Origin of the sequence: Streptomyces sp. NBC_00454, from assembly GCF_041434015.1 — a bacterium.
Lineage (GTDB): Bacteria > Actinomycetota > Actinomycetes > Streptomycetales > Streptomycetaceae > Streptomyces.
The window spans coordinates 6,782,099-6,803,321 of the sequence record NZ_CP107907.1 but is presented as its reverse complement, the minus strand read 5'-3'; the positions used below and the strand labels follow the sequence as shown (position 1 = coordinate 6,803,321).

Annotated in this window: 20 protein-coding genes and 1 tRNA gene; 11 read left to right on the top strand and 10 right to left on the bottom strand. The window is 72.7% G+C overall.

Features of this window, described 5'->3' with window-relative positions:
• Nucleotides 1–81: 81 nt before the first annotated feature.
• Nucleotides 82–1,155, top strand: a complete 1,074-nt coding sequence (locus OHU74_RS31060; protein ID WP_371618943.1) for an alpha/beta hydrolase — start codon at nt 82–84, stop codon at nt 1,153–1,155.
• Nucleotides 1,156–1,162: 7 nt separating this feature from the next.
• Here OHU74_RS31060 and OHU74_RS31055 read toward each other — a convergent pair whose 3' ends face one another.
• Nucleotides 1,163–2,407, bottom strand: a complete 1,245-nt coding sequence (locus tag OHU74_RS31055) for a cytochrome P450 (protein WP_371618942.1) — start codon at nt 2,405–2,407, stop codon at nt 1,163–1,165.
• Between the two features lie 160 nt (nt 2,408–2,567).
• Here OHU74_RS31055 and OHU74_RS31050 point away from each other — a divergent pair, with 160 nt between their 5' ends.
• Complete coding sequence (locus OHU74_RS31050) at nt 2,568–3,491, top strand: SDR family oxidoreductase (RefSeq protein ID WP_371618941.1); 924 nt, start codon at nt 2,568–2,570, stop codon at nt 3,489–3,491.
• Between the two features lie 16 nt (nt 3,492–3,507).
• Here the strand turns inward: OHU74_RS31050 and OHU74_RS31045 are convergent, their stop codons facing one another.
• Entirely contained in the window at nt 3,508–4,275 is a 768-nt protein-coding gene (locus tag OHU74_RS31045) for a TetR/AcrR family transcriptional regulator (protein WP_371618940.1), read from the bottom strand.
• Nucleotides 4,276–4,371: 96 nt separating this feature from the next.
• Between OHU74_RS31045 and OHU74_RS31040 the strand changes: the two genes are divergently transcribed.
• The gene (locus tag OHU74_RS31040; RefSeq protein WP_371618939.1) at nt 4,372–4,758 is read left to right on the top strand and encodes a VOC family protein; all 387 of its coding nucleotides are present in this window, start codon (nt 4,372–4,374) and stop codon (nt 4,756–4,758) included.
• Between the two features lie 23 nt (nt 4,759–4,781).
• Entirely contained in the window at nt 4,782–7,064 is a 2,283-nt protein-coding gene (locus tag OHU74_RS31035) for an ATP-binding cassette domain-containing protein (protein ID WP_371618938.1), read from the top strand.
• Between the two features lie 46 nt (nt 7,065–7,110).
• On the opposite strand, the gene OHU74_RS31030 is transcribed toward OHU74_RS31035, so the two are convergent.
• From OHU74_RS31030 to OHU74_RS31020, 3 genes are read right to left on the bottom strand one after another with little or no spacing between them, the layout of a single operon-like run.
• Entirely contained in the window at nt 7,111–8,157 is a 1,047-nt protein-coding gene (locus tag OHU74_RS31030) for an enoyl-CoA hydratase/isomerase family protein (RefSeq protein ID WP_371618937.1), read from the bottom strand.
• A 60-nt stretch (nt 8,158–8,217) separates the two neighbouring features.
• Nucleotides 8,218–9,927 carry an FAD-dependent monooxygenase gene (locus OHU74_RS31025; protein WP_371618936.1) on the bottom strand — a complete coding sequence of 570 codons (1,710 nt, stop codon included), beginning with the start codon at nt 9,925–9,927 and terminating at the stop codon, nt 8,218–8,220.
• Complete coding sequence (locus OHU74_RS31020) at nt 9,897–10,772, bottom strand: helix-turn-helix transcriptional regulator (protein WP_371618935.1); 876 nt, start codon at nt 10,770–10,772, stop codon at nt 9,897–9,899. Before OHU74_RS31020 ends, OHU74_RS31025 begins: the two co-directional genes overlap by 31 nt.
• 141 nt (nt 10,773–10,913) lie before the next feature.
• Here OHU74_RS31020 and OHU74_RS31015 point away from each other — a divergent pair, with 141 nt between their 5' ends.
• The 4 genes from OHU74_RS31015 (at nt 10,914) to OHU74_RS31000 (ending at nt 16,114) form a co-directional block, all read left to right on the top strand.
• Complete coding sequence (locus tag OHU74_RS31015) at nt 10,914–12,053, top strand: MFS transporter (protein ID WP_371619869.1); 1,140 nt, start codon at nt 10,914–10,916, stop codon at nt 12,051–12,053.
• A 202-nt stretch (nt 12,054–12,255) separates the two neighbouring features.
• Nucleotides 12,256–15,054, top strand: a complete 2,799-nt coding sequence (locus tag OHU74_RS31010) for an exo-beta-D-glucosaminidase (protein WP_371619868.1) — start codon at nt 12,256–12,258, stop codon at nt 15,052–15,054.
• Nucleotides 15,055–15,097: 43 nt separating this feature from the next.
• Entirely contained in the window at nt 15,098–15,517 is a 420-nt protein-coding gene (locus OHU74_RS31005) for a MarR family transcriptional regulator (RefSeq protein WP_371618934.1), read from the top strand.
• 24 nt (nt 15,518–15,541) lie between these two features.
• A complete protein-coding gene (locus tag OHU74_RS31000) occupies nt 15,542–16,114 on the top strand; it encodes a hydrolase (RefSeq protein WP_371618933.1) in 573 nt (190 codons plus the stop codon).
• An 11-nt stretch (nt 16,115–16,125) separates the two neighbouring features.
• Here OHU74_RS31000 and OHU74_RS30995 read toward each other — a convergent pair whose 3' ends face one another.
• Complete coding sequence (locus tag OHU74_RS30995; protein ID WP_371618932.1) at nt 16,126–16,359, bottom strand: hypothetical protein; 234 nt, start codon at nt 16,357–16,359, stop codon at nt 16,126–16,128.
• A 191-nt stretch (nt 16,360–16,550) separates the two neighbouring features.
• Between OHU74_RS30995 and OHU74_RS30990 the strand changes: the two genes are divergently transcribed.
• Entirely contained in the window at nt 16,551–17,078 is a 528-nt protein-coding gene (locus OHU74_RS30990) for a VOC family protein (protein ID WP_371618931.1), read from the top strand.
• Between the two features lie 177 nt (nt 17,079–17,255).
• Complete coding sequence (locus OHU74_RS30985; RefSeq protein ID WP_371618930.1) at nt 17,256–18,089, top strand: SDR family oxidoreductase; 834 nt, start codon at nt 17,256–17,258, stop codon at nt 18,087–18,089.
• 57 nt (nt 18,090–18,146) lie between these two features.
• Here the strand turns inward: OHU74_RS30985 and OHU74_RS30980 are convergent, their stop codons facing one another.
• The 3 genes from OHU74_RS30980 to OHU74_RS30970 form a co-directional block, all read right to left on the bottom strand.
• A complete protein-coding gene (locus OHU74_RS30980; RefSeq protein ID WP_371618929.1) occupies nt 18,147–19,352 on the bottom strand; it encodes a hypothetical protein in 1,206 nt (401 codons plus the stop codon).
• 209 nt (nt 19,353–19,561) lie between these two features.
• Nucleotides 19,562–19,831, bottom strand: a complete 270-nt coding sequence (locus OHU74_RS30975; RefSeq protein ID WP_371618928.1) for a hypothetical protein — start codon at nt 19,829–19,831, stop codon at nt 19,562–19,564.
• A 280-nt stretch (nt 19,832–20,111) separates the two neighbouring features.
• Nucleotides 20,112–20,185: transfer RNA gene (locus tag OHU74_RS30970), tRNA-Pro, on the bottom strand.
• A gap of 119 nt (nt 20,186–20,304) precedes the next feature.
• Between OHU74_RS30970 and OHU74_RS30965 the strand changes: the two genes are divergently transcribed.
• Nucleotides 20,305–20,826, top strand: coding sequence for a DUF309 domain-containing protein (locus OHU74_RS30965; RefSeq protein ID WP_371618927.1), 522 nt, complete (start codon nt 20,305–20,307; stop codon nt 20,824–20,826).
• On the opposite strand, the gene OHU74_RS30960 is transcribed toward OHU74_RS30965, so the two are convergent.
• On the bottom strand, nt 20,823–21,221 hold the full coding sequence (locus OHU74_RS30960; RefSeq protein WP_371618926.1) for a VOC family protein: 399 nt from the start codon (nt 21,219–21,221) through the stop codon (nt 20,823–20,825). The genes OHU74_RS30965 and OHU74_RS30960 overlap by 4 nt on opposite strands.
• Between the last annotated feature and the right edge of the window lie 2 nt (nt 21,222–21,223).

Below are 21,223 nucleotides of genomic sequence, written 5' to 3'. Positions count from 1 at the left end.
CCCCGGGCGGCGCGCACCCTATATTTCACGTATTGTCTGGAATTCTCTGACCAGTCGTCCCGTACGTCAGGAGCCGGCGCAGTGGAGCTGACCAGTACGTCGTTCCTCGTCACGCTGATCGTCGTCACCGTGCTGGCCATGCTCGCCGCGCTGCTCCTGTGGAACCGGATCCCCGGGCCGGGCTTCGTCCGCTGGCCGGCCCGGCTGGTGATGATCGCCGTGTGCCAGTTCACCGCCATCTGCGTCGTGGCCACCTGGATCAACGGCAGCTACGGGCTCTACTCCTCCTGGGACGATCTGCTGGGCACCGACACCGGGCAGGAGTCCTCCGTCATGACCGGGCCGCCGCTGGGCCGGGCCAAGTTCACGCAGGGCAGCGAAGGCACGCGCACCACCTACTTCCGCGGCTCCCACTCCAAGCTCGCCGGCCAGGTGATCGTGTGGACTCCCCCGGAGTACGACGCACCGGGCGCCGAGAAGACCCGGTTCCCCGTACTGATGCTGCTGCACGGCTACCCGGGCTCGCCGCGCAGCTGGATGGACCTCGGCAACATGCCGGGCGCGCTGGAGCAGCTCGTCCAGCTGGGCGCGGCGCACCCCTTCATCCTGGTGATCCCCGAGCTGTACCCCGGCGGGGTGAACACCGACTGCACCGACACCCCGCAGCGCAAGGTGGCCAGCTGGCTCGCGCAGGACGTGCCGGACCTCGTCTCCAAGAACTTCCGCACCCTCCCCGAGCCCAAGGGCTGGGGGCTGATGGGCATCTCGACCGGAGCCTTCTGCGCGGCCAAGCTGCCGCTGCAGTACCCGAAGGTGTTCCGCGCGGGCGCGGCCCTGGACCCGGATCCGCTGACCGGGGACCCGGACGTACTGGCCGATCCGCTGCTGCGGGAGCGCAACAGTCCGATGTGGCTGGTCGAGCACGCGAAGAACGCGGACGTCGGGCTGTTCCTGGCCACCTCCGCGCAGGACAAGGACAGCCCGGTGCGCCAGCTGGGCGCCTTCGCCAAGGCGGCCGAGGGCTCCGGGGTCCGGGTCAAGACCCTGATCCGGCCCCAGGGCGGGCACAACTTCCAGACCTGGATCGGAATGTACCCGGACGCCCTGGGCTGGCTGAGCACGGAGATCTCCCCGCCCTCGGCCCCCGGCGCCTAGGTCGCGCTCACTCCCGCACCAGGCGGACCGGAAGCTTCTCGACGCTGTTGCCGATGAAGCTGCGCTGGTGCGGGAGTTCGGCCTCGGGCACGGCCAGGTCGAGGTCCGGGAAGCGGGTGAAGAGGGCTTCCAGGGCGATCGTGGCCTCCAGCCGGGCGAGCGGGGCGCCGACGCAGTAGTGGGCGCCGTGCCCGAAGGAGAGGTTGCGGGCCGCGGTGGGGCGGGTGACGTCGAAGCGGTCCGCGTCCGGGCCGTGGAAGGCCTCGTCGCGGCCGGCCGCCGTGTACCCGGCGAGGACCGGGGTGCCCTGCGGGATGACGGTCCCGTCCACCGTCAGGTCCCGGGTCGGGTAGCGGAACGGGAACCAGCTGACGGGGCCGTCGAAGCGCAGGGTCTCGTCGACAACGTCCGACCAGCTCGCCTTCCCCTCCAGGACCAGTGCGAGCTGGTCGCGGTGGGTGCACAGGGCCCGGACCGCGTTGCTGATCAGGTTGAGCGTGGTCTCGTGGCCCGCGACGAGCATCAGCCGCATGGTGCCGATGAGTTCGGCCTCGCTGAGCCGGTCGCCGTCCCCCTCGCGGGCGGCTATCAGCGCGCTCGTGAGGTCCTCGCCCGGATCCGCCCGGCGGGCGGCGGCGATGGCGCCGAGCAGCTCGACGAGTTCCCGTACTGCCGCCATGACCTCGGCCGGGGTGGTGTCGGTCGCGATGATGACGGTGTTGGACAGCGTGTGCAGCCGTCCTCGGTGCTCGGGATCCACTCCGAGGAGCTCGCAGATCACGCTCATCGGGAGCGGCAGCGCGAAGTGCGTGCGCAAGTCGGCCGTCCCGTCGGGGGATTCGGCAGCCGCCCGGTGCAGATCGTCCAGCAGCCCGGCCGTCAGCTCCTCGACGCGGGGGCGCAGCCGCTCCACCTGGCGGACCGTGAAGGCGTTGCCGACGAGGGAGCGCAGCCGGCGGTGGTCGGCGTCGTCGGCGGTGTGCATGCCCTGGGCGTTGGCGAAGACGCGCAGCGGCCAGTCCTTGGCGATGGTGCCGTCGTGCAGGGCGGGGAAGTGCCGGGCGTCCTTGGCCACGTCGGGGTGGGCGAGGAACTCCTTGAGCGCCTCGTGGCCGAGGACGACGGCCCCGGGCACCCCGCCGGGCAGGACCACTTCGGCTACGGCGCCCTGGGCGCGCAGCCGGGCGTTGAGGGCGTGCGGGCAGCCGCCGGCGGGGTCGATGACGTACGCGCTTGCGTGATCGGGGGACAAGCCTGATCTCCTGACGATATGAACGGATCTCGGCCAACAGTGCGGCCTGGGGGCCCGGTTGTTCAAGCCCGCCCGCCTCCCGTCTCACCACGGGTCCGGCGCGGCCCGGCCGCGCCGTGTCGGCCCGGCCGCCGCGCGTGCGCCCCGTAGGGTCGGGGCCATGACTCGAGCAGGACGCACCCTCGAGGGCCGGGTCGCCCTGGTGGCCGGTGCCACCCGGGGCGCGGGCCGGGGCATCGCGGTGGAGCTGGGGGCCCGGGGCGCGACCGTGTACGTCACCGGGCGCAGCACGCGGGGCCGGCGCTCCGAGTACGACCGGCCCGAGACGATCGAGGAGACCGCCGAGCTGGTCACGGCGGCGGGCGGACGGGGCATCGCGGTGGTCGCGGACCATCTGGTGCCCGAGCAGGTCCAGGCGCTGGTCGGGCGGATCGACGCGGAGCGGGGCCGCCTCGACGTCCTGGTCAACGACATCTGGGGCGGCGAGCGGCTCTTCGAGTGGGAGAGCACGGTCTGGGAACACGACCTGGACAACGGACTGCGGCTGCTGCGCCTCGCGGTGGAGACCCACGCGGTCACCAGCCACTACGCGTTGCCGCTGCTGCTGCGCGAACCGGGCGGTCTGGTGGTGGAGATGACGGACGGCACGGCGGAGTACAACGCGACCCGCTACCGGAACTCCTTCTTCTACGACATCGCCAAATCGGCCGTGCTGCGCATGGCGTTCGCCCTCGGCCACGAAGTGGGCCCGCGCGGGGCGACGGCGGTGGCCCTGACCCCGGGCTGGCTGCGCTCGGAGATGATGCTCGACGCCTTCGGCGTCTCCGAGGCGAACTGGCGGGACGCACTGGAGAAGGTCCCGCACTTCTGCATCTCGGAGAGCCCGTCCTACGTCGGCCGCGCGGTCGCGGCGCTGGCCACCGACCCGGAGGTGTCCCGCTGGAACGGGCGGTCGCTCTCCAGCGGACAGCTCGCCGGGGTCTACGGGTTCACGGACCTCGACGGCAGCCGGCCGGACGCCTGGCGCTACATGGTCGAGGTCCAGGACCCGGACCGCCCGGCGGACGCCACCGGCTACCGCTGAGGTCCGACCGCCCTGCTCACTCCCCCCGCTCCCCCCGCTCCACGATCCGGGCCAGCCCGTCGAGGAGGCAGCGCAGCCCGAAGGCCCACACGGTCCCGGGGCTGTACCCGCCCACCGCACTGCCGACCCGTCCGGCGAGGGGGTAGCGCTCGGGGTCCATGGCCCGTTCCAGCAGGGGCGCGCTGGCGGCCCACCAGTCCTCGTCGCTCTGGCGGGCGTTGTGGGCCGCGGTGTCGGCGGCGGCCAGCGCGTTGGCGTGGACGAAGCCGAGGAGGTGGGTGAGGGCGGCGTCCATCTCCACATCGGTGAGCCCGATGCCCTCGAAGGCGGCCAGCTCGTGTTCGTACTTGCCGATCACCCCCGGGCCCAGCGGGGGGCGGGTGACGGACAGGTCGGCGATCCACGGATGCCGCAGGAAGAGCGCGCGGTTGTCGTCGGCGACGCGGGTGACCTTCTCGCGCCAGGATCCGGCCGCCGGGTCCGGCGCGCTGCGGTCCATGGCCCCGTAGGCCTCGTCGAGCATCAGGTCGAGCAGTTCGGCCTTGCCGGGGACGTAGGTGTAGAGGCTCATGGGGGTGACGCCGAGGCGCTGGGCGAGCGCCCGCATGGTCAGCGCGGTCAGCCCCTCCTCGTCGGCGAGGGCGATCGCGGCGCCGACGACGGCATCGACCGTCAGCCCCTGCCGGGGGCCGCGGCGGCCGCTCGGGGCCCCTTGCCCCGGCTCGCGCCACAGCAGCTCCAGGGTGCGGACGGGGTCACCCGCCCCACTGCGGTCCTTCGCCATTCCGGGCCCCTTCCAGCGGGCTCGCACACTTATTCTCTACGCCGTACAGAATACTATGTACAATATAACTTCGAGACACGGTAACAGGAGGAGCCCATGCGGATCACCAGCACCGCCATATGCCTGACCGTCGAGGAGGTCACCGCCTCCGCCACCTTCCTGACCAGGCACTTCGGCTTCGAGCAGACGATGGCCGCCGAGGGCTTCGCCTCCCTCACCCACCCCGACGGCCCGCACGTGGTCTTCGTACGGCGCGGCCTGGAGGTCCTGCCCGAGGGACTGCGCGAGCAGTGCGCGGCCGGGGTCATCCTCGCGTTCACCGTCGCCGACCTGCCCGCCGAGTACGAGCGGCTGCGCGCGGAGGGCGTCACCATCGCGATGGAGCCGCGCGTGGAGCCCTGGGGCGAGCGCGTGTTCCTGGTCGCCGACCCGAACGGCGTGATCATCGAACTGGTCGACTGGGTCGACGCCGACGACGAGTGAGGACAGCCCCTTTGCACCCGCCTTTGAACCTCGCTTCGAACCCCGCTTCGAACCCCGCCGACAGCCATCAGGTCATCCAGATCCGGGGCGCCCGGGAGAACAACCTCGCGGACCTCTCGCTCGACATCCCCAAGCGCCGCCTCACCGTCTTCACCGGCGTCTCCGGCTCCGGGAAGTCCTCGCTCGTCTTCGGCACCATCGCCGCCGAATCGCAGCGCATGATCAACGAGACGTACACGGCCTTCATCCAGTCGTTCATGCCGAGCCTGGGCCGGCCGGACGTGGACGGCCTGCACAACCTGAGCGCGGCCATCGTCGTCGACCAGGAGCGGATGGGCGCGGGCTCCCGGTCCACCGTGGGCACCGCCACCGACGCCTACACGATGCTGCGGATCATCTTCTCCCGGCTCGGCGCCCCGCACATCGGCACCTCCAGCGCCTTCAGCTTCAACACCCCCGAGGGCATGTGCCCCCGCTGCGAGGGCATCGGCCAGGTCTCCGACATCGACGTGGACCAGCTCGTCGACCGCGAACTCTCCCTCAACGAGGGCGCGATCACCGTCCCCGGCTTCGCCGTGGACTCCTGGTACTGGCAGATCATGGCCAACTCCGGCTTCTACTCCCCCGACACCAAGGTCAAGGACTTCACCGAGGGCGAGTGGGCCGACTTCCTCCACAAGACCTCGGTGAAGGTCAAGGTCGGCTCCAACAACTTCACCTACGAGGGCCTGATCACCAAGATCAGCCGGACCTACCTCGCCAAGGACCGCGAGTCCATGCAGTCCCACATCCGGGCCTTCGTGGACCGCGCCGTCGTCTTCGCCGACTGCCCGGACTGCCGGGGCACCCGGCTGGCCGCCGCCGCGCTCACCTCCCGGATCAACGGGGTGAACATCGCCGACTGTTCGGCGATGCAGATCAGCGACCTCGCCGCCTTCACCGCCGGGATCGACGACCCCGCCGTCGCGCCGATGCTCGCCGGACTGCGCGGGCTGCTCGACTCCCTCGTCGAGATCGGGCTCGGCTACCTCAGCCTGGACCGCCCCTCCGGCACCCTGTCGGGCGGGGAGGCCCAGCGGGTCAAGATGGTCCGGCACCTCGGATCCTCGCTCACGGACATCACCTACGTCTTCGACGAGCCGACCACCGGCCTGCACCCGCACGACATCCGGCGCATGAACGACCTGCTGCTGCGGCTGCGCGACAAGGGCAACACCGTCCTGGTCGTGGAGCACAAGCCCGAGGTCATCGCGATCGCCGACCACGTCGTGGACCTCGGACCGGGCGCGGGAACGGCCGGCGGCCGGCTCTGCTACAGCGGTGACGTCGCCGGACTGCGCACCTCGGACACACTCACGGGCCGCCACCTCGAACACCGGGCGGGGCTCAAGGAGTCGGTACGCGTCCCGCACGGACAGCTGTCCGTCAAGGGCGCCGATCTGCACAACCTCAAGGACGTCTGCGTGGACGTTCCGCTGGGCGTGCTGGCGGTGGTCACCGGGGTCGCGGGCTCCGGCAAGAGCTCGCTGATCCACGGCTACCTGGCCGGCCGGGACGGGGTGGTGGTGGCCGACCAGTCCCCCATCCGCGGTTCGCGCCGCTCCAACCCGGCGACGTACACCGGTCTGCTCAATCCGATCCGGACCGCCTTCGCCAAAGCCAACGGAGTCAAGGCGGCGCTGTTCAGCGCGAATTCGGAGGGCGCCTGCCCGCACTGCAACGGCCTCGGGCTGGTCTACACGGACCTGGCGATGATGGCGGGCGTGGCCTCGGTCTGCGAGCAGTGCGAGGGCAAGCGGTTCACGCCCGAGGTGCTCACCTACCTGCTGCGCGGCAAGAACATCAGCGAGGTGCTGGACATGCCGGTCGCCGACGCCTACGAGTTCTTCGCCACCGGCCAGTCACGGGCGATCCTGGGGAGGCTCGCCGACGTGGGGCTGGGGTACCTGCGCCTCGGTCAGCCCCTCAACACCCTTTCGGGCGGGGAGCGTCAGCGGCTCAAGCTCGCCATCAGCATGGCGGAGAAGTCCTCCACCTACATCCTGGACGAGCCGACGACCGGGCTGCACATGGCCGATGTGGACAAGCTGCTCGCGCTGCTGGACCGCCTCGTCGACGACGGAAACTCGGTCATCGTCATCGAGCACCACCAGGCGGTCATGGCGCACGCCGACTGGCTGATCGACATCGGCCCGGGGGGCGGCCACGCGGGCGGACAGGTGGTCTTCGAGGGCACCCCGGCGAAGCTGGTCGCCGAGGCGGACACCCTGACCGCCCGTCATCTGCGGGAGTACGTGGCCTCGTAGGAGCACCGGCTCGACCGGCCGGGCCGCAAAGGCCCGGCCGCCGGGATCAGCCGAGCGGGGCGAAGAACCTGGCCACGTCCTGCTCGGTGACCTCGCCGAGGGTGGCCGGGGACCAGCGCGGGCTGCGGTCCTTGTCCACGACCTGCGCCCGGATGCCCTCCACCAGGTCGGGTGAGGTCAGGGCGCGGCAGGAGACGCGGAACTCCTGGTCCAGCACCGCCTCCAGCTCCCCGAGGGCGGCGGCCCTGCGGACCGCCTCCAGGGTCACCTTGAGGGCGGTCGGGGACTTGGCGAGGATCGTCTCGGCGGCCTCCTTGGCCGCCGGGTCGCCCTGCGCGTGCAGCCGGTCCACGATCTCCTCGACGGTGCCGGCCGCGTAGCAGTGGTCGATCCAGCCCCGCCACTCGGCGAGCAGCCCGGGCCCGGGGGCGGCGGCGTGGCGCGCCAGCACCTCGTCGGCGGGGGCGTCCGCCAGCTCGGCGGTCAGCGCGGGCAGCCGGTCGGCCGGTACGAAGTGGTCGGCCAGCCCGCACAGCAGCGCGTCCGCGGCGCCCACGGCGGAGCCGGTGAGGGCGAGGTGGGTACCGAGCAGGCCGGGGGCACGGGCGAGCAGATGGGTGCCGCCCACGTCCGGGACGAAGCCGATGCCGGTCTCGGGCATGGCGACGCGGGAGCGTTCGGTTACCACGCGGACGCTGCCATGGGCGGAGACCCCGACCCCGCCGCCCATCACGATGCCGTCCATGAGGGCGACGTAGGGCTTGGGGTAGCGCGCGATGTACGCGTTGAGCCGGTACTCGTCGCGCCAGAACTCCGCCGAGGCCCGCGTCCCGGCCTTGGCGTCGTCGTGGATGGCCCGGATGTCCCCTCCGGCGCACAGCCCGCGCTCCCCCGCACCCCGGATGAGCACCTGGTCGACGCCCTGGTCCCGCTCCCAGCCGGTCAGGGCCTCGGCGATGCGCAGCACCATGGGGTGGGTGAGGGCGTTGAGGGCCCTGGGGCGGTTGAGGGTGATCACGCCGGTCCGGCCCTGGACGGCGCACAGGACGGTGTCGTCAGGAGCACCGGCGCGGGTGTCGTCTTCGATGTTCACACCGGCCAGTATGGGCCCCGGCAAGATCCGAAGGTCACGGCGCCAGTGCTGTGGCCCGCACTAGGGTGCGGACAGCGCCCGGAGGTAGCCGGACAGGGCCGCTGCCGTGTCGGCGAGCGGGAAGCGGGCTCCGAGGTATCCGTCCGGGCGTACGAGGAAGCCGGTCGGGCCGTCGGGGCAGTAGAGCCGGGCGAACTCTCCGGCGGCGTCCCGGTATCCGGGCACGGCCGCGGTGTTGGCCACCGCCTCGCACGCGCCCTCCGGGGCCTCGCGGGCGAGGACGCCGATGGTCTGCAGCCCCAGCCCGGTCCCGGACCCGGCGGGCGGCCGGTCCGCGGCCCGGGTGGCCTCGGCGGCCGCCGCCAGGGCGGCGGGGTCGGCCCCGTACAGGAGCACCACATGCGCGGTGCGGTCGCGCAGGACGTCGAGCAGGCGCAGGGGGTAGGCGGCGAGCGGCAGGGTCAGGCCGGCGCAGTCGGGGGCCCGGTCGCCGGGCTGGGGCGCGTCGGCCGGGCCGGACGGGGCGCCGGCGAGCGGGCCGCCGCGGTAGGAGATCAGGAGCTGGGCCTCGCGGAGCAGCACCGTCCGGGGGTCGTCGGGGTCGCTCGCGATGCCCTGCGTGCTGTGCCGCAGGGTCCGGCCGACGACCTCCTCGCCGACGGGGCGGCGTTCAGCGTCGTAGCCGGCGAGCAGGGCCGGCCCGGCAGCACCCTTCAGGACGAGCGCGAGCTTCCAGGCCAGGTTGCAGGCGTCCTGGATCCCGGTGTTCATGCCCTGGGCGCCGGTGGGCGGGTGGATGTGGGCGGCGTCGCCCGCTACGAAGACCCGGCCCTCTCCGTAACGGTCGACGATGCGGTGGCTGATGCGGAACACCGACGACCAGCGCAACGTGGAGACGGTGGCCGGGCGCGGGGCGAGCCGGTCCACGACGGCCTGGACGTGGCGCAGTTCGGGGACGCGCCCGTCGCCCTCCGCGATGCCGTGCGCCACACCGTCGCCCCCGGCCGGGCCGCGAGCCGGGGCGGGCCCTGATGCCGGCGCCGCCTCCGCGGAGAGTTCCGGCGGGACCATCATCGACATGCGGTAGCGGCCCTCGCCGGGCAACGGGACGCAGATCAGCGCGTCGTCGGTGGACCCGTCGGCGGCGAAGTGCGTGGACCGCACGCTGTATTCGTGGGGCAGGTCCCAGTCGGCCACCACGTCGGCCAGCATGAACTCCTCCTGGAAGGCCCCGCCTTCGAAGGTCAGCCCCAACCCCTTGCGCACGGTGCTGTGCGCTCCGTCGCAGCCGACGAGATAGCTGGTGCGCACCTCCTCCTCGGCGCCGGAGGCCGTGCGCAGCCGGGCGGTGACCCCGCGCTCGTCCTGGGTGAACGACAGCAGTTCCGTGCCGCGTTCGATGACCGTGCCCAGAGCGGCCACGTACTCCTCGATGAGCCGCTCGGTCTCGTACTGCGGCAGCGCGGCGAACCCGTACGGCACCTCGGGCGGCAACTCCATCTCGATCCGCGCCACTTCCCGACCGTTGGCGTAGACGAGCTGGCCGAACAGCGGAACGGCGGCCTCGAGGACCGTGCGCGCCAGGCCCATCCGGTCCCAGACCTCCAGGGTGCGCGGCTGGATGCCGATGGCCTTCGCGTACGGGAGCCTGGCGGGCAGGCGGTCGATCAGGCGGCAGCTCACACCGTGGCGGCGGAGCTCCGCGGCTGCGCTCAGTCCGACCGGGCCGGCGCCCGTAATCAGTACTTCGGGTGTACGGGTGTGAGCCACGGGTGCCTCCCAGCGCCTGGCCCCGGAACGGTCTCCTCCCCCATCGTCACCTCTCGGTGGCCGCTGTGCGAGCCGGGTGGCCCGCTGCCCGCGCCGACCCCCTTGGCGTGGGCCCCGGGCGTGTGTCCGAAGGCCCGGCGGAAGACGTCGATGAAAGCGCTCGCCGAGGACCAGCCGCAGCGGTGCGCGACCACCGTCACCGGGGTGTCGACGGCCAGCAGCCGCAGCGCGTGGTGCAGCCGCAGCTGGGTCCGCCACTGGGGGAAGGTCATGCCCAGCTCGGCCCGGAACAGCCGGCTCAGCGTCCGCTCCCCCGCTCCGGCACCCGCGTGCGCGGCCAGCTCCGCCAGCCCGCGCGGATCCGCCGGATCGGCGTGCAGCAGCGTGCACACGGCGGCCAGCCGGGGGTCGGCGGGGGCGGGCAGGTGCAGCGGCTGGAGCGGTGAGGCCTTGAGCTGGTCGAGCAGCACCCCGAGCATCCGGCGGCGCTGCGCGCTGCCGTCCTCGGGGGCCCGGGTGTAGGCCAGGATCAGCTCGCGCAGCAGGGGTCCCACGGCGAGCACGGCGGGGGCGGTGAGGGAGAGCGGGTTGAGGTGGACCGGCAGGCCCACGCAGTGCAAGTCGGCGCGGCCGAAGGCCCGGTGCTCGTGCACCGTCCCGGCCGGGATCCACAGCGCGCGGGTGGTCGGGGCCACCCAGGTGCCGGCGTCGGTGGTGATGGACAGCACCCCGGAACCGGCGTAGCAGATCTGGTGGTCGTCGTGGCGGTGCGGATCGATGCCCTGGTGGGTGTCGAGCTCGCGGATGCTCGTCGCGGCGCGGGGGGTGTGGCGGATTTTCTGCATCACCCGGCAATTTATCGGAAGCGGGCCGCCCCGGTCGAGAGCGATTCTCAGTCGGTGACCTCGACGACCGCTCCGCCCCCGCCCCCTGCCCGGTCCCCCGACCGGGCCCCCGCCCGCTCCGCACCCCGCTCCCCCGCCCGGCTGCGAACGGCCGCCTTCTCCGCGGGCCACTCCTGCGTGGACGTCTACCAGGGCGCCGTGGCCGCGCTCGTCCCCTTCCTCGTCTCCGAGCGCTCGTACGGATACGCGGCCGCCTCCGGCATCGTGCTCGCCGCCTCCCTGCTCTCCTCGGTGGTCCAGCCCCTCTTCGGGGCGCTGACCGACCGGTGGCCGATGCCCTGGCTGATCCCGCTGGCCACCGCGGCCGCCGGGCTGGGCGTGGCCCTGGTCGGGCTCGACGCCGGATACGCGGCCACGCTGGCCGCCGTCGCCCTGTCGGGGCTGGGCGTCGCCGCCTACCACCCGGCGGCGGCCCGGATGGTCCGGGTGACGGGCGGCTCCGGGCACGGCGCGATGAGCTGGTTCGCGCTCGGCGGCAACATCGGCTTCGCCTGCGCGCCGCTGCTGGTGGTCGGCGCCCTGGCCCTGCCCGGACCGGCGGGGTGGTGGCTGCTCGCCCTCCCGGCCTCGCTCGGCGTCTTCCTCAACTGGCCGCCCGCCGAAGCCCGTTCGCGGTCCGGCCCGAAACCCGGCCCGGCGTCCGGCGACCGGCCGTCCGACGACTGGCGGGCGTTCCTGCGGCTCTCCCTGGTCGTGGTGGTCCGCTCGGTGGTCTTCATGGGTCTGAGCACCTTCATCGCCCTGTACGTCCGCGAGCGCGGCGGCAGCGCGACCGCGGGCGCCGTGGCCCTGTTCGCGCTCTTCGCGGGCAGCGCCGCAGGCACCCTGCTCGGCGGCCGGCTGGCCACCCGCTGGGGCCGGGTCACCACCGTCCACCGCTCCTACGCGGCGGCCGTGCCCGCCATCGCGGGCATCCTCTTCCTTCCGCTGCCCCTGGTCTACGTGTGCTCCGCGCTGGCCGCCGCCGCGCTGTACGTGCCCTTCTCCCTCCAGGTCACCCTGGGCCAGGACTACCTCCCGACCCGGATGGGCACGGCGAGCGGGGTCACCCTGGGCCTGACCGTCAGCGTCGGGGGTCTCGCCAGCCCCCTCATCGGCGCCGCCGCCGACGCCGCCTCCCTGTCCACGGCGCTCCTCCCGCTGGCCGCCCTCCCGCTGCTGGCCTGGCTCCTGGCCCGCGGACTGCCGGAGCCGGCCGCCGCGGAGGAGATCCCGGCCTGAGGGCCGTGCCGCGGTCCCGGTGGGAGTACGGCCCTGCGATGGGCGACCTGGCCTAAGACCCCGCCCGCGCGTGCGCGGCGAGGCGCTGCGGCTCGCGGGCCGGGGCTAACGTCGGGGCGTTCCGTGCCGACCAGCCTCCTCGGAGGGCGCCGTGCCCCACCGCCCCGTCCGCGCCCGCGTTCGCGCCCGAGTCCGTAGCCGCATCCGTACCCGCATCGGCACCGGCGTGCGCGCCCGCGTCCGCGCCCTGGCCGTGGCCGGTCTGCTGTGCGCGCTGACCGCCGCCGCCCCGGCCCGGGGAGCCGCCCCGGACGCGACCCGAGGCACCGCTCCCGGACCGCCGGCGGCCACCGTCGTCGCCGCGACGCCCGGGAGCACGACCGCGCTGGCGGGCTACGCCGTGCAGTCGACGGCCCGGGTCCCCGAGACGGCGGCGGCCGTCTCCACGCCCGGCTACCCGGCGAGCGGCTGGTACCCGGCCGGGCCGCGTTCGACCGTGCTCGCGGCCCTCCTCGCGCACGGCACGTACCCCGACCCCTTCTACTCCACCAACCAACAGAAGATCCCTGCCGCCGAGTTCACCGTGCCGTGGTGGTTCCGGTCCGATTTCACCGTGGCCGACACCACCGCCCGGACCGCCCTGGACTTCAGCGGGGTGATCTCGGCCGCCGACGTGTTCGTCAACGGCCGTCAGGTCGCCGCCGCGTCCACGGTGACCGGCGCGTACACCCACCACGAGCTGGACGTCACCGCCCTCCTCCGGGCGGGCACCAACACCGTCGCCTTCCGGATCCGGCCCAACAACCCCCACAAGCACCTCACCACGGGCTGGCTCGACTGGCTGCAGCCCCCGGCCGACGCGAACATGGGGATCGTCCGCGACGTCCTCGTACGCCGGGGCGGCCCGGTCGCCCTGCGCGATGCCCACGTGGTGACCGGCCTGGCCCTGCCGGCCCTCGACTCCGCAGACCTCACCGTCAAGGCGAAGCTGCGCAACGACTCGGCCGCCCAGGTCACCGCGACGGTGACCGGCACGCTGACGGGCCCCGCCACCGGCGCCCCGGCCCCGGCGTTCGCCCCCTTCCGCCAGGACGTCACGCTGCGCGCACACGAGACGAAGACGGTCACCTTCACCCCGGCCGACTACCCCCAACTCCACCTGAAATCACCCCGAGTGTGGTGGCCGGCCGGCATGGGCGGGCAGGACCTCTACGGCCTGCACCTGACGGCGACGACGTCGGGAACGCTCTCCGACGCGACCGACGAGACCTTCGGCGTCCGCGAGGTACGGGCCCCGCTCAACTCCGACGGCGCCCGCCAGTACCAGGTCAACGGCCGCCCCCTGCTGATCAGGGGCGGCGGCTGGTCGCCGGACGAGTTCCTGCGCTGGGACCGGACGTACGTGGAGGACCGGCTGAAGTACGCCCTCGACCTGGGGCTGAACACCCTGCGCCTGGAAGGGCACCTCGAACCGGACGAGTTCTTCGACCTGACCGACCGCTACGGGATCCTCACCCTGCCGGGCTGGCAGTGCTGCGGAAAGTGGGAGGGGCAGGTCAACGGCACGGAGGCCGGGGAGCTGTGGGAGGAGGACGACTACCGCGTCGCCGCCGCCTCCATGGCCGCCGAGGCCACCCGCCTGCGCCGCCATCCCAGCGTCGCCTCCTTCCTCATCGGCAGCGACTTCGCGCCGGACGCCGAGATCGAGCGGGGGTACGTGGACGCGCTGCGGGCCGCCGACTGGCCCACGCCGGTGGTGTCGGCGGCCAGCGCCGCTTCGGCGCCGCTGACCGGCGGTTCGGGGATGCGCATGACCGGCCCCTACGACTGGGTGCCGCCCGGCTACTGGTACGACAAGCGCGAGGGCGGGGCCACCGGCTTCAACTCCGAGACCAGCGCCGGGCCTTCCGTACCCACCCTGGACACCCTGCGGCGCATGATGTCCCCCGCCGAGCTGGAAACCCTCTGGCGCGACCCCTCGGCCCGCCAGTACCACCGTTCCCCCTCCAAGACCTTCGCCACGCTGAAGCTGTACGACGAGGCGCTGACCGCCCGCTACGGGGCCGCGAGCTCACTGGAGGACTACGTCCGCAAGGCGCAGCTCGCCCAGTACGAGAACGTACGGGCCCAGTTCGAGGCGTACGCCCGCAACGCCAAGGACCCCAAGGCGCCTTCGACCGGGGTGGTCTACTGGATGTTCAACAGCGGCTGGACCTCTCTCCACTGGCAGCTCCTGGACCGCCATCTCGACCAGGGCGGCGCCTACTTCGGTGCGAAGAAGGCGAACGAGCCGCTGCACGTCCAGTACTCCTACGACGACCGCACGGTCGCCGTGGTCAACCGCCGCCACGAGCCCGCGGCGGAACTGACCGCGCGGGTGACGCTGTTCACCCCGGGCGGGGTGGTGAAGTACGACCGCACCGCGCGCGGTCTCGCGGTCGGCGGCGACGGCGCGAAGACGACGGCCATGACCCTGCCCGCCTCGGTGGACGGGCTGCCCTCGGCCTACCTCGCGCGGCTGGTCCTGAGCGACGGCGACGGCCGGGAGCTGAGCCGCAACGTGTACTGGCTCTCGACCAAGCCGGACGTCCTCAACTACCCGGCCACCGACTGGTACTACACCCCGACCACCTCCTACGCGGACCTCACGGGCCTGCACTCGATGCCCACGACCCACCTGACCGCGACGGCGTCCACGACACCCGGGGACGCCTCAACCTCCACCACCACGATCACCCTGCACCACGCGGGCACGGGCACCACACCGGCCCTCCTCGCGGACGTCCACCTGGTCGACGACAAGGACCGCCCCGTCCTGCCCGTCCGCTGGTCCGACAACCAGGTCAGCCTCTGGCCGGGCGAATCGCTCACCCTGACCGCCACCTACCGCACCACTGACCTGCACGGATCCACCCCGCACCTGAGGATCTCGGGCTGGAACACCCCCACGACCACCGTCCCGGCCCCGCCCCCGACACCCCCCACCCCACAAAACAAATAAGTCAACCTTGCAAGGTTGCCTGTCTTTCCTCTAGGGTCGGAGCATGCCAGCAGAACAGACCGCCGAGGAACTCCAGCTCGCCCTCGGCATGCTGCTCCGGCAGGTGCGCAACGCCGTCGGCGGCGGGGTGAGCCTGTCGCAGATGTCCGTACTGAAACGACTCGACCGCCTCGGCCCGACCACGGCCGCCGATCTGGCCCGCGCGGAGAAGATCCGCCCGCAGTCGGTCATCGCCACCGTCAACGCCCTCCAGACCGAGGGCCTCGTAGCCCGCACCCCCCACCCCACCGACGGCCGGCAGCTGCTCATCGCGCTGACGACCCGGGGCCGGAGCCTCGTGCAAGAGCGCCGCAAGGCCGGCCACGACCGCGTCGCGGAGCTCATCTCCGAGCGGCTGACCCCCGCCGAGCAGGAACTACTGGCGGCGGCCGTCCCGTTGCTGCGCCGACTCGCAGAGGACTGACCACCTCACCGAAGGAGCCCCTCCATGACCCCCAGCCTGAACCTCGACGGCGGCACCGCCCTGGTCCTCATCGACCTCCAGAAGGGGATCCTGGGCCTCCCGACCACCCGGCCGGCCCCCGAGATCCTCGAGAACGCCATCGCGCTCGCCGAGGCCTTCCGGGCCCGCAAACTGCCCGTGGTACTGGTCAAGGTCGCCTGGTCCCCCGACGGCGGCGACCTGCCCACCACCGACGTCGACCGCCCCGGCCCCGCCGCCGCACCCCCGGCCGCGTTCTCGGAGATCCCCCGGGAGCTGGCCGAGCTCGGGGACGTGGTCGTCACCAAGCGCCACTGGGGCGCCTTCACCGGCACGGAACTCGACCTCCAGCTCCGCCGCCGCGGCATCCACCGCATCGTCCTGGCCGGCATCTCCACGAGCGTCGGCGTCGAGTCCACCGCCCGCACCGCCTGGGAGAACAGCTACGAGCTGGTCTTCGCCGAGGACGCCACCACCGACACGGACCCGGACTCCCACGCCCACACCTTCGGCAAGATCTTCCCCCGCATCGGCAAGGTCTCCGCGACCAAGGACATCCTCGAAGCCCTGGACTCCTGACCCCCGACTCCTCACTGCCGGAGGTACTGGCGCACGGGGTCGCCGTTGGGCCAGGTGAGCTCGCCGCGCCCGACGATCACCGCCCCGTCGTCGGTGAACCGGCAGAGGTGGACGTCGCTCCGACGGCCGCGGCGACCCCAGGGCGAACCGGCGCCTGGGGCGACCGTCCCCTCCGAAGAGCTGACCGTTCCGCTCGCCGGGCTGCCCGGAGCCGTGTACGACGAACCCGCCCCGGGGAAGGGCATCGAGGGGCCCACTCCGCGGCTCGGGAGTCTGCCTCCCGAAACACCCGGACGTGATTCCACAGCCCCTCCGCACCCGCTGTGCGCCGGTCGGCGACTCGTGTCGGACGACGCACGGGGGACGCGGAGGGATCGGCCCGGTCGCGTCCTACGGTTCTCGTACCGAGCAGGAGCACGACGAAGGGACCCGCAGCATGAGCCGCACCGCACCCGAGGGTTACACCAGCGTCGCGCCGTGGGTCGTCACCGACGACACGGGGGCGCTCTTCGCGTTCATCACCGCCGCGTTCGACGGCAGCGAGATCGCCCGGATCCAGGTCGAGGACGGGTCCATCGGGCACGGCGAGATCCAGATCGGCGACACGGTCGTGCTCGCCTTCGACCGGCGGGCGGACTGGCCGGTGATGCCTTCGCTGCTGCGGATCTACGTTCCCGACGCGGACGCCGCCATCGCCGCCGCGGTCGCGCACGGGGCCCGGGTGGTCACCGAGGCCTCCGACAGCGCGTGGGGAGACCGCGGCGGCAGGGTGCGCGACCCCTTCGGGAACATCTGGTGGGTGGTCAGCCGGACCGAGGAGGTCGGTCCGGGTCTGGCGTGGCGGCGCATGTCCGAGCCCAGGTTCGCCGAGGCCATGCGGAACGCCCAGGAGACCCTGGACGCCGAACTCGGCGGCCGCGCGACCGGGGTGTCGAGCACGCCCCGGCCCCCGGCCCCGCGCTGAGACCTCGCCGGGAACCGGAAACCGGAACCGGCTCGCGCAGTTCCTCTCCGGCCGAGCGAGGGCTGTCGTCGCCCACGACAGCCCGGGCACGGTCGGGCACAATCGGCCACAGGCACAGGCACAGGCACTGGCAAGCACCACGACCATCCGGAACGACTTCGTCATCACGGGGGAACGATGGGACGACGCTGGCTGATCACAGGATGCTCCTCCGGGCTGGGGCACGCCCTGGCCACCGCCGCGGCCTCGGCCGGTGACGAGGTGGCGGTCACCGCTCGCAAGACCGCCGATCTGGCGGAGCTGGCCGCCGCCTGGCCCGGCCGCATCCTCCGGGTCCCGCTCGAACTGCGCGACGCGGCCTCCTGCGAGGAGGCCGTCCGGACCGCGTCCGACCGCCTCGGCGGCATCGACGTCCTCGTCAACAACGCCGGTGTCGGACTGTTCGGCGCGGTCGAGGAGCTCTCGGACGCCGAGGTGCGGGACCAGCTGGAGATCCTCGTCGTGGGCCCCTGGCGGCTCGCCCGCCTCGTGCTGCCGCTGATGCGGGCCCAGGGACACGGCCACATCCTCAACGTGTCCTCCATCGTCGGCCGGATGGCCTTCCCCGGCCTGGGCGCCTACGTCGCCGGGAAGCACGCCCTGGAGGGCATGAGCCAGGCGCTGGCCGCCGAGGCCGCCCCGCACAACATCCGCGTCACCGTGCTCGAACCGGGCATGTTCGCCACGCGCTACGGCGCCTCCCTGGCCGAGGCGGACCACCGCATCCCCGCCTACGACGGCACCAACCTCGACACGCTCACCGGCACCCGCGGCCTCGCGGAGAACCCCGAGACCGGCCGCCCCGAGGACTTCGCGGCCCAGGTCCTCGACATCGTCGCCTCCACAACGCCCACGCCCCTGCGGATCCCGATCGGCCACGACGCCTACGGCTACCTGGACCTGGCCGAGCAGGCGTCCCGCGAGGACTACGCCGCCGCCCGCGTCCTCACCCAGGCGCCGCCCCCGGCCTGACCCTCGTGCCCGCGCGGCGCGGTCCCCGACCGCCCCGCGCGGGCACGACGGATCACGTCAGAGCCGGGTGGTCAGCAGCAGTGGCTGCGGCAGTTGCTGGTCCACATAGTTGGCCGAGCCGCTGACGGTCACCTCGCGCCCGGTGACGGAGATCTTCCACGGCGAGTACGACATCCCGTCCGCGTCCGCCGGGAACCCCAGCGAGGTCACGCGCGTACCGGACACCTGCAGCGCGTAGCCGCCGTCGCCGTTGGCCACCCGCCCGACGGCGACCACGCCGTCCCGCGTCGCGGCCAGGCCCATCATGGCGCCGGCCTCGGCCGGGGCGTCCATGCGCGTCCACTTCCGCCCGTCCCAGTGCATGATCAGCGCGTGGCCGCGGTCCTTGTCGTCCAGGACCGTGCGTCCCGCCACCCATACGTCGCGCGGCCCGTTCGCGACGACATCGTTGAACTCGCCGAACAGACCGCCGTACGGGGGTGTCGGCATCGCGGTCCAGGAACGCCCGTCGAAGTGAAGGACCACCGGCCCGTCGTCGTCGCCGTAGCCGCTGCCGACCGCCCAGACGTCTCTCGGGCCGGACGCCGAGATCGCGTTGAGCCCCCAGTTCGCGTACAGCTTGGGCAGCTTGACGATGTTCCAGGCACGCCCGTCCCAGTGCTGTACGAGGCCCTCCATATGGTCGATGACCTGGGTGGGCCCGCCGTCCGGATCGGGTATCCGCTCGTCGAGGATCTGCCCCCAGCCCGCCGCCCACACGTTGTTCGGCGCGATCGCCGCGACCCCCAGCAGGCCTCCGCCGAGCGCCTTCTCCGGCATCGGCGCGGGCTCCAGCCGCCACGAACGCCCGTCCCAGTGCTGCGTCATGATCGGTTCGCCCTCCCAGCCGGCGTCACCGACCAGCCACGCGTCCCGGGCCGAGTCCGCCGCGAGGGCATTGATCCGGCCGACGGCCCCGGGTGCGGTCGGGACCTCCTTCCACGGCCCGTCGCTCCGGTCGTCGTGCGTGAAGAGCGCGGGCAGCAACGCGTCGCCCCCATCGTCCCGGGAGATCCGGAAGCCGGCCGTCCAGGTGGTGTGCGCGTCGGGTCTGACCGAACCGCTCAGAACGGTGTCCTCACCCGGCACCTTGGCCTGGTTCCAGCGGGGCGCCGGCGCCTCCGACACGGGATCCGCGACGGCGGTCGTGGAGAGCCCACCGCCGAGGACGAGCACGGACGCGGCACCCACCAACAACGAACGGGCTCGAACGACGACGGCCATGTCGCATTCTCCAGACTCGGGGCGCAGCGCCCCGTCCCCCAGTTGACGCCCGACCCCTCGGTCCAGGTTTCACCCCGCGACGAAATGCGTAGCCGAACCGGTCCCGCCCGGCCCGAAAACGACCGAGGGGCCGTTCCAGATTTCTCCGAAACGCCCCCTGATCTACGACTCCTTCGAGTCGGACGACAGGATGAGAACCTGCGCCCCTCTCACTCGTCGGGTGCGTTCGGCGCGGACGGGTCGATCGCCGGCTGCCCGTTCTGTTGACGGATACGCTCCCGCCGGGTCTCGGCGGACTCCTGGATCTGGGTGCGCCGGGTCTCGGCTTCGATCTCCAGGCGTCTCGTCTCCGCCTCGATCTCCGCCTTGCGTACGTCCGCCCGCCTCTCGATCTTCGCCTTGGCTACGGTGCTCACGGCCGCCGCCAAGGCGCCGGTGCTCGCCATCACCTCGGCCAACGGGAGGAGCTCAACGCCCATTGCGTGCGAGTCGAGCGGAGTGACGCCTTCGACTGCATCGGCGTGCTGATGGACAGTCGGGCCGGCGATTGAGGTGTCAGCCGGTTCCGGCTCGTGAGCGTCGGGTATGTCAGGCATGCCCCCAGGCTAGAGCGGGCCAGACCGTCACGACTCGGCTTTGACGCATGTCGGCACCTGCTGGCCGCGAAATGCGGCAAAGCGGCCCAGAAACGACAAGAAGCCCTGCTTCACGTGATGTGAAGCAGGGCTTCTGATCTGCGACTACGAGGCGAACCTCTAGTCGGGACGACAGGATTTGAACCTGCGACCCCTTGACCCCCAGTCAAGTGCGCTACCAAGCTGCGCCACGTCCCGATGTGCTTCCGACTGGGCTTCCCACTTGGGCTCTCCCCGTCCCGGCGGCACATGCAGAACATTACCCCACGACGAGGGGTGTGCATGCACCGGTAATCGGCGGGAGGGAGGATGAGGGGGTGAACGCAAGAGATCGGGACGGTGAGGGGCGCGCGCGCAGCGCGCGGCCCAGGGACGGGCTGGGACGTCCGCTGCCCTACGGGGCCCAAGGGGTGGATCGGCAGCCCGAGGGGGTGGTCCGGACGCCCGGCGAGACCCTCGCCCAGGCGCAGCGGCTGCTGGACGCCGGCATGCCCTTCCACGCGCACGAGGTCTTCGAGGACGCCTGGAAGTCCGGGCCCGGGGCCGAGGCGGGGCTGTGGCGGGGGCTCGCACAGCTGGCGGTCGGGCTGACGCACGCGGCGCGGGGCAACGCGGTGGGCGGCGCGCGGCTGCTGCGGCGCGGAGCGGACGTCCTGGCCGGACGGGACGAGGCTGGCGGGGAGACCTGGGCAGCAGCCGGGGCGCAGCCGCCGTACGGGATGGATCTGGACGGGCTCGTGCGGTGGGCCCGGGCGCTGGCGGGGCGGGTGGAGGCCGGTGCGGCCGTCGACGCGGCGGCCGAGGCGCCTCGGCTCACCGGTCGCGGGGGTCCGGCTTAAAGGCCCTGGGCCGGCTGGAGGAGGTCCCAGCGGTTGCCGTAGAGGTCCTGGAAGACCGCGACGGAGCCGTACGGCTCGTGGCGCGGCTCCTCCAGGAAGCGGACGCCTTCGGCCGTCATGCGGGCGTGGTCGGCGGCGAAGTCGTCGGTGTAGAGGAAGAAGCCGACGCGGCCGCCCGTCTGGTCGCCGACCCGGGAGCGCTGGGCGTCGTCCTTGGCGCGGGCCAGCAGGAGCGCGGACTCCTTGGCGCCCGGCGGGCGGACGATCACCCACCGCGAGCCGTCCGGCCGCGCGGTGTCCTCGGCCAGTTCGAAGCCGAGGGCGCGGGTGTAGAAGTCGATGGCCTCGTCGTAGTCGTGGACCACGAGAGCCGTGAGGGCGATGTGTGCGGACATGG

Excerpts from the sequence above, each read along its gene's own strand:
- OHU74_RS31050 (WP_371618941.1), top strand. The coding sequence starts at position 2,568 with ATGACTCGAGCAGGACGCACCCTCGAGGGCCGGGTCGCCCTGGTGGCC.
- OHU74_RS31045 (WP_371618940.1), bottom strand. The coding sequence starts at position 4,275 with ATGGCGAAGGACCGCAGTGGGGCGGGTGACCCCGTCCGCACCCTGGAG.
- OHU74_RS31040 (WP_371618939.1), top strand. The coding sequence starts at position 4,372 with ATGCGGATCACCAGCACCGCCATATGCCTGACCGTCGAGGAGGTCACC.
- OHU74_RS31020 (WP_371618935.1), bottom strand. The coding sequence starts at position 10,772 with ATGCAGAAAATCCGCCACACCCCCCGCGCCGCGACGAGCATCCGCGAG.
- OHU74_RS31005 (WP_371618934.1), top strand. The coding sequence starts at position 15,098 with ATGCCAGCAGAACAGACCGCCGAGGAACTCCAGCTCGCCCTCGGCATG.
- OHU74_RS31000 (WP_371618933.1), top strand. The coding sequence starts at position 15,542 with ATGACCCCCAGCCTGAACCTCGACGGCGGCACCGCCCTGGTCCTCATC.
- OHU74_RS30995 (WP_371618932.1), bottom strand. The coding sequence starts at position 16,359 with ATGCCCTTCCCCGGGGCGGGTTCGTCGTACACGGCTCCGGGCAGCCCG.
- OHU74_RS30990 (WP_371618931.1), top strand. The coding sequence starts at position 16,551 with ATGAGCCGCACCGCACCCGAGGGTTACACCAGCGTCGCGCCGTGGGTC.
- OHU74_RS30985 (WP_371618930.1), top strand. The coding sequence starts at position 17,256 with ATGGGACGACGCTGGCTGATCACAGGATGCTCCTCCGGGCTGGGGCAC.
- OHU74_RS30980 (WP_371618929.1), bottom strand. The coding sequence starts at position 19,352 with ATGGCCGTCGTCGTTCGAGCCCGTTCGTTGTTGGTGGGTGCCGCGTCC.
- OHU74_RS30975 (WP_371618928.1), bottom strand. The coding sequence starts at position 19,831 with ATGGGCGTTGAGCTCCTCCCGTTGGCCGAGGTGATGGCGAGCACCGGC.
- OHU74_RS30960 (WP_371618926.1), bottom strand. The coding sequence starts at position 21,221 with ATGTCCGCACACATCGCCCTCACGGCTCTCGTGGTCCACGACTACGAC.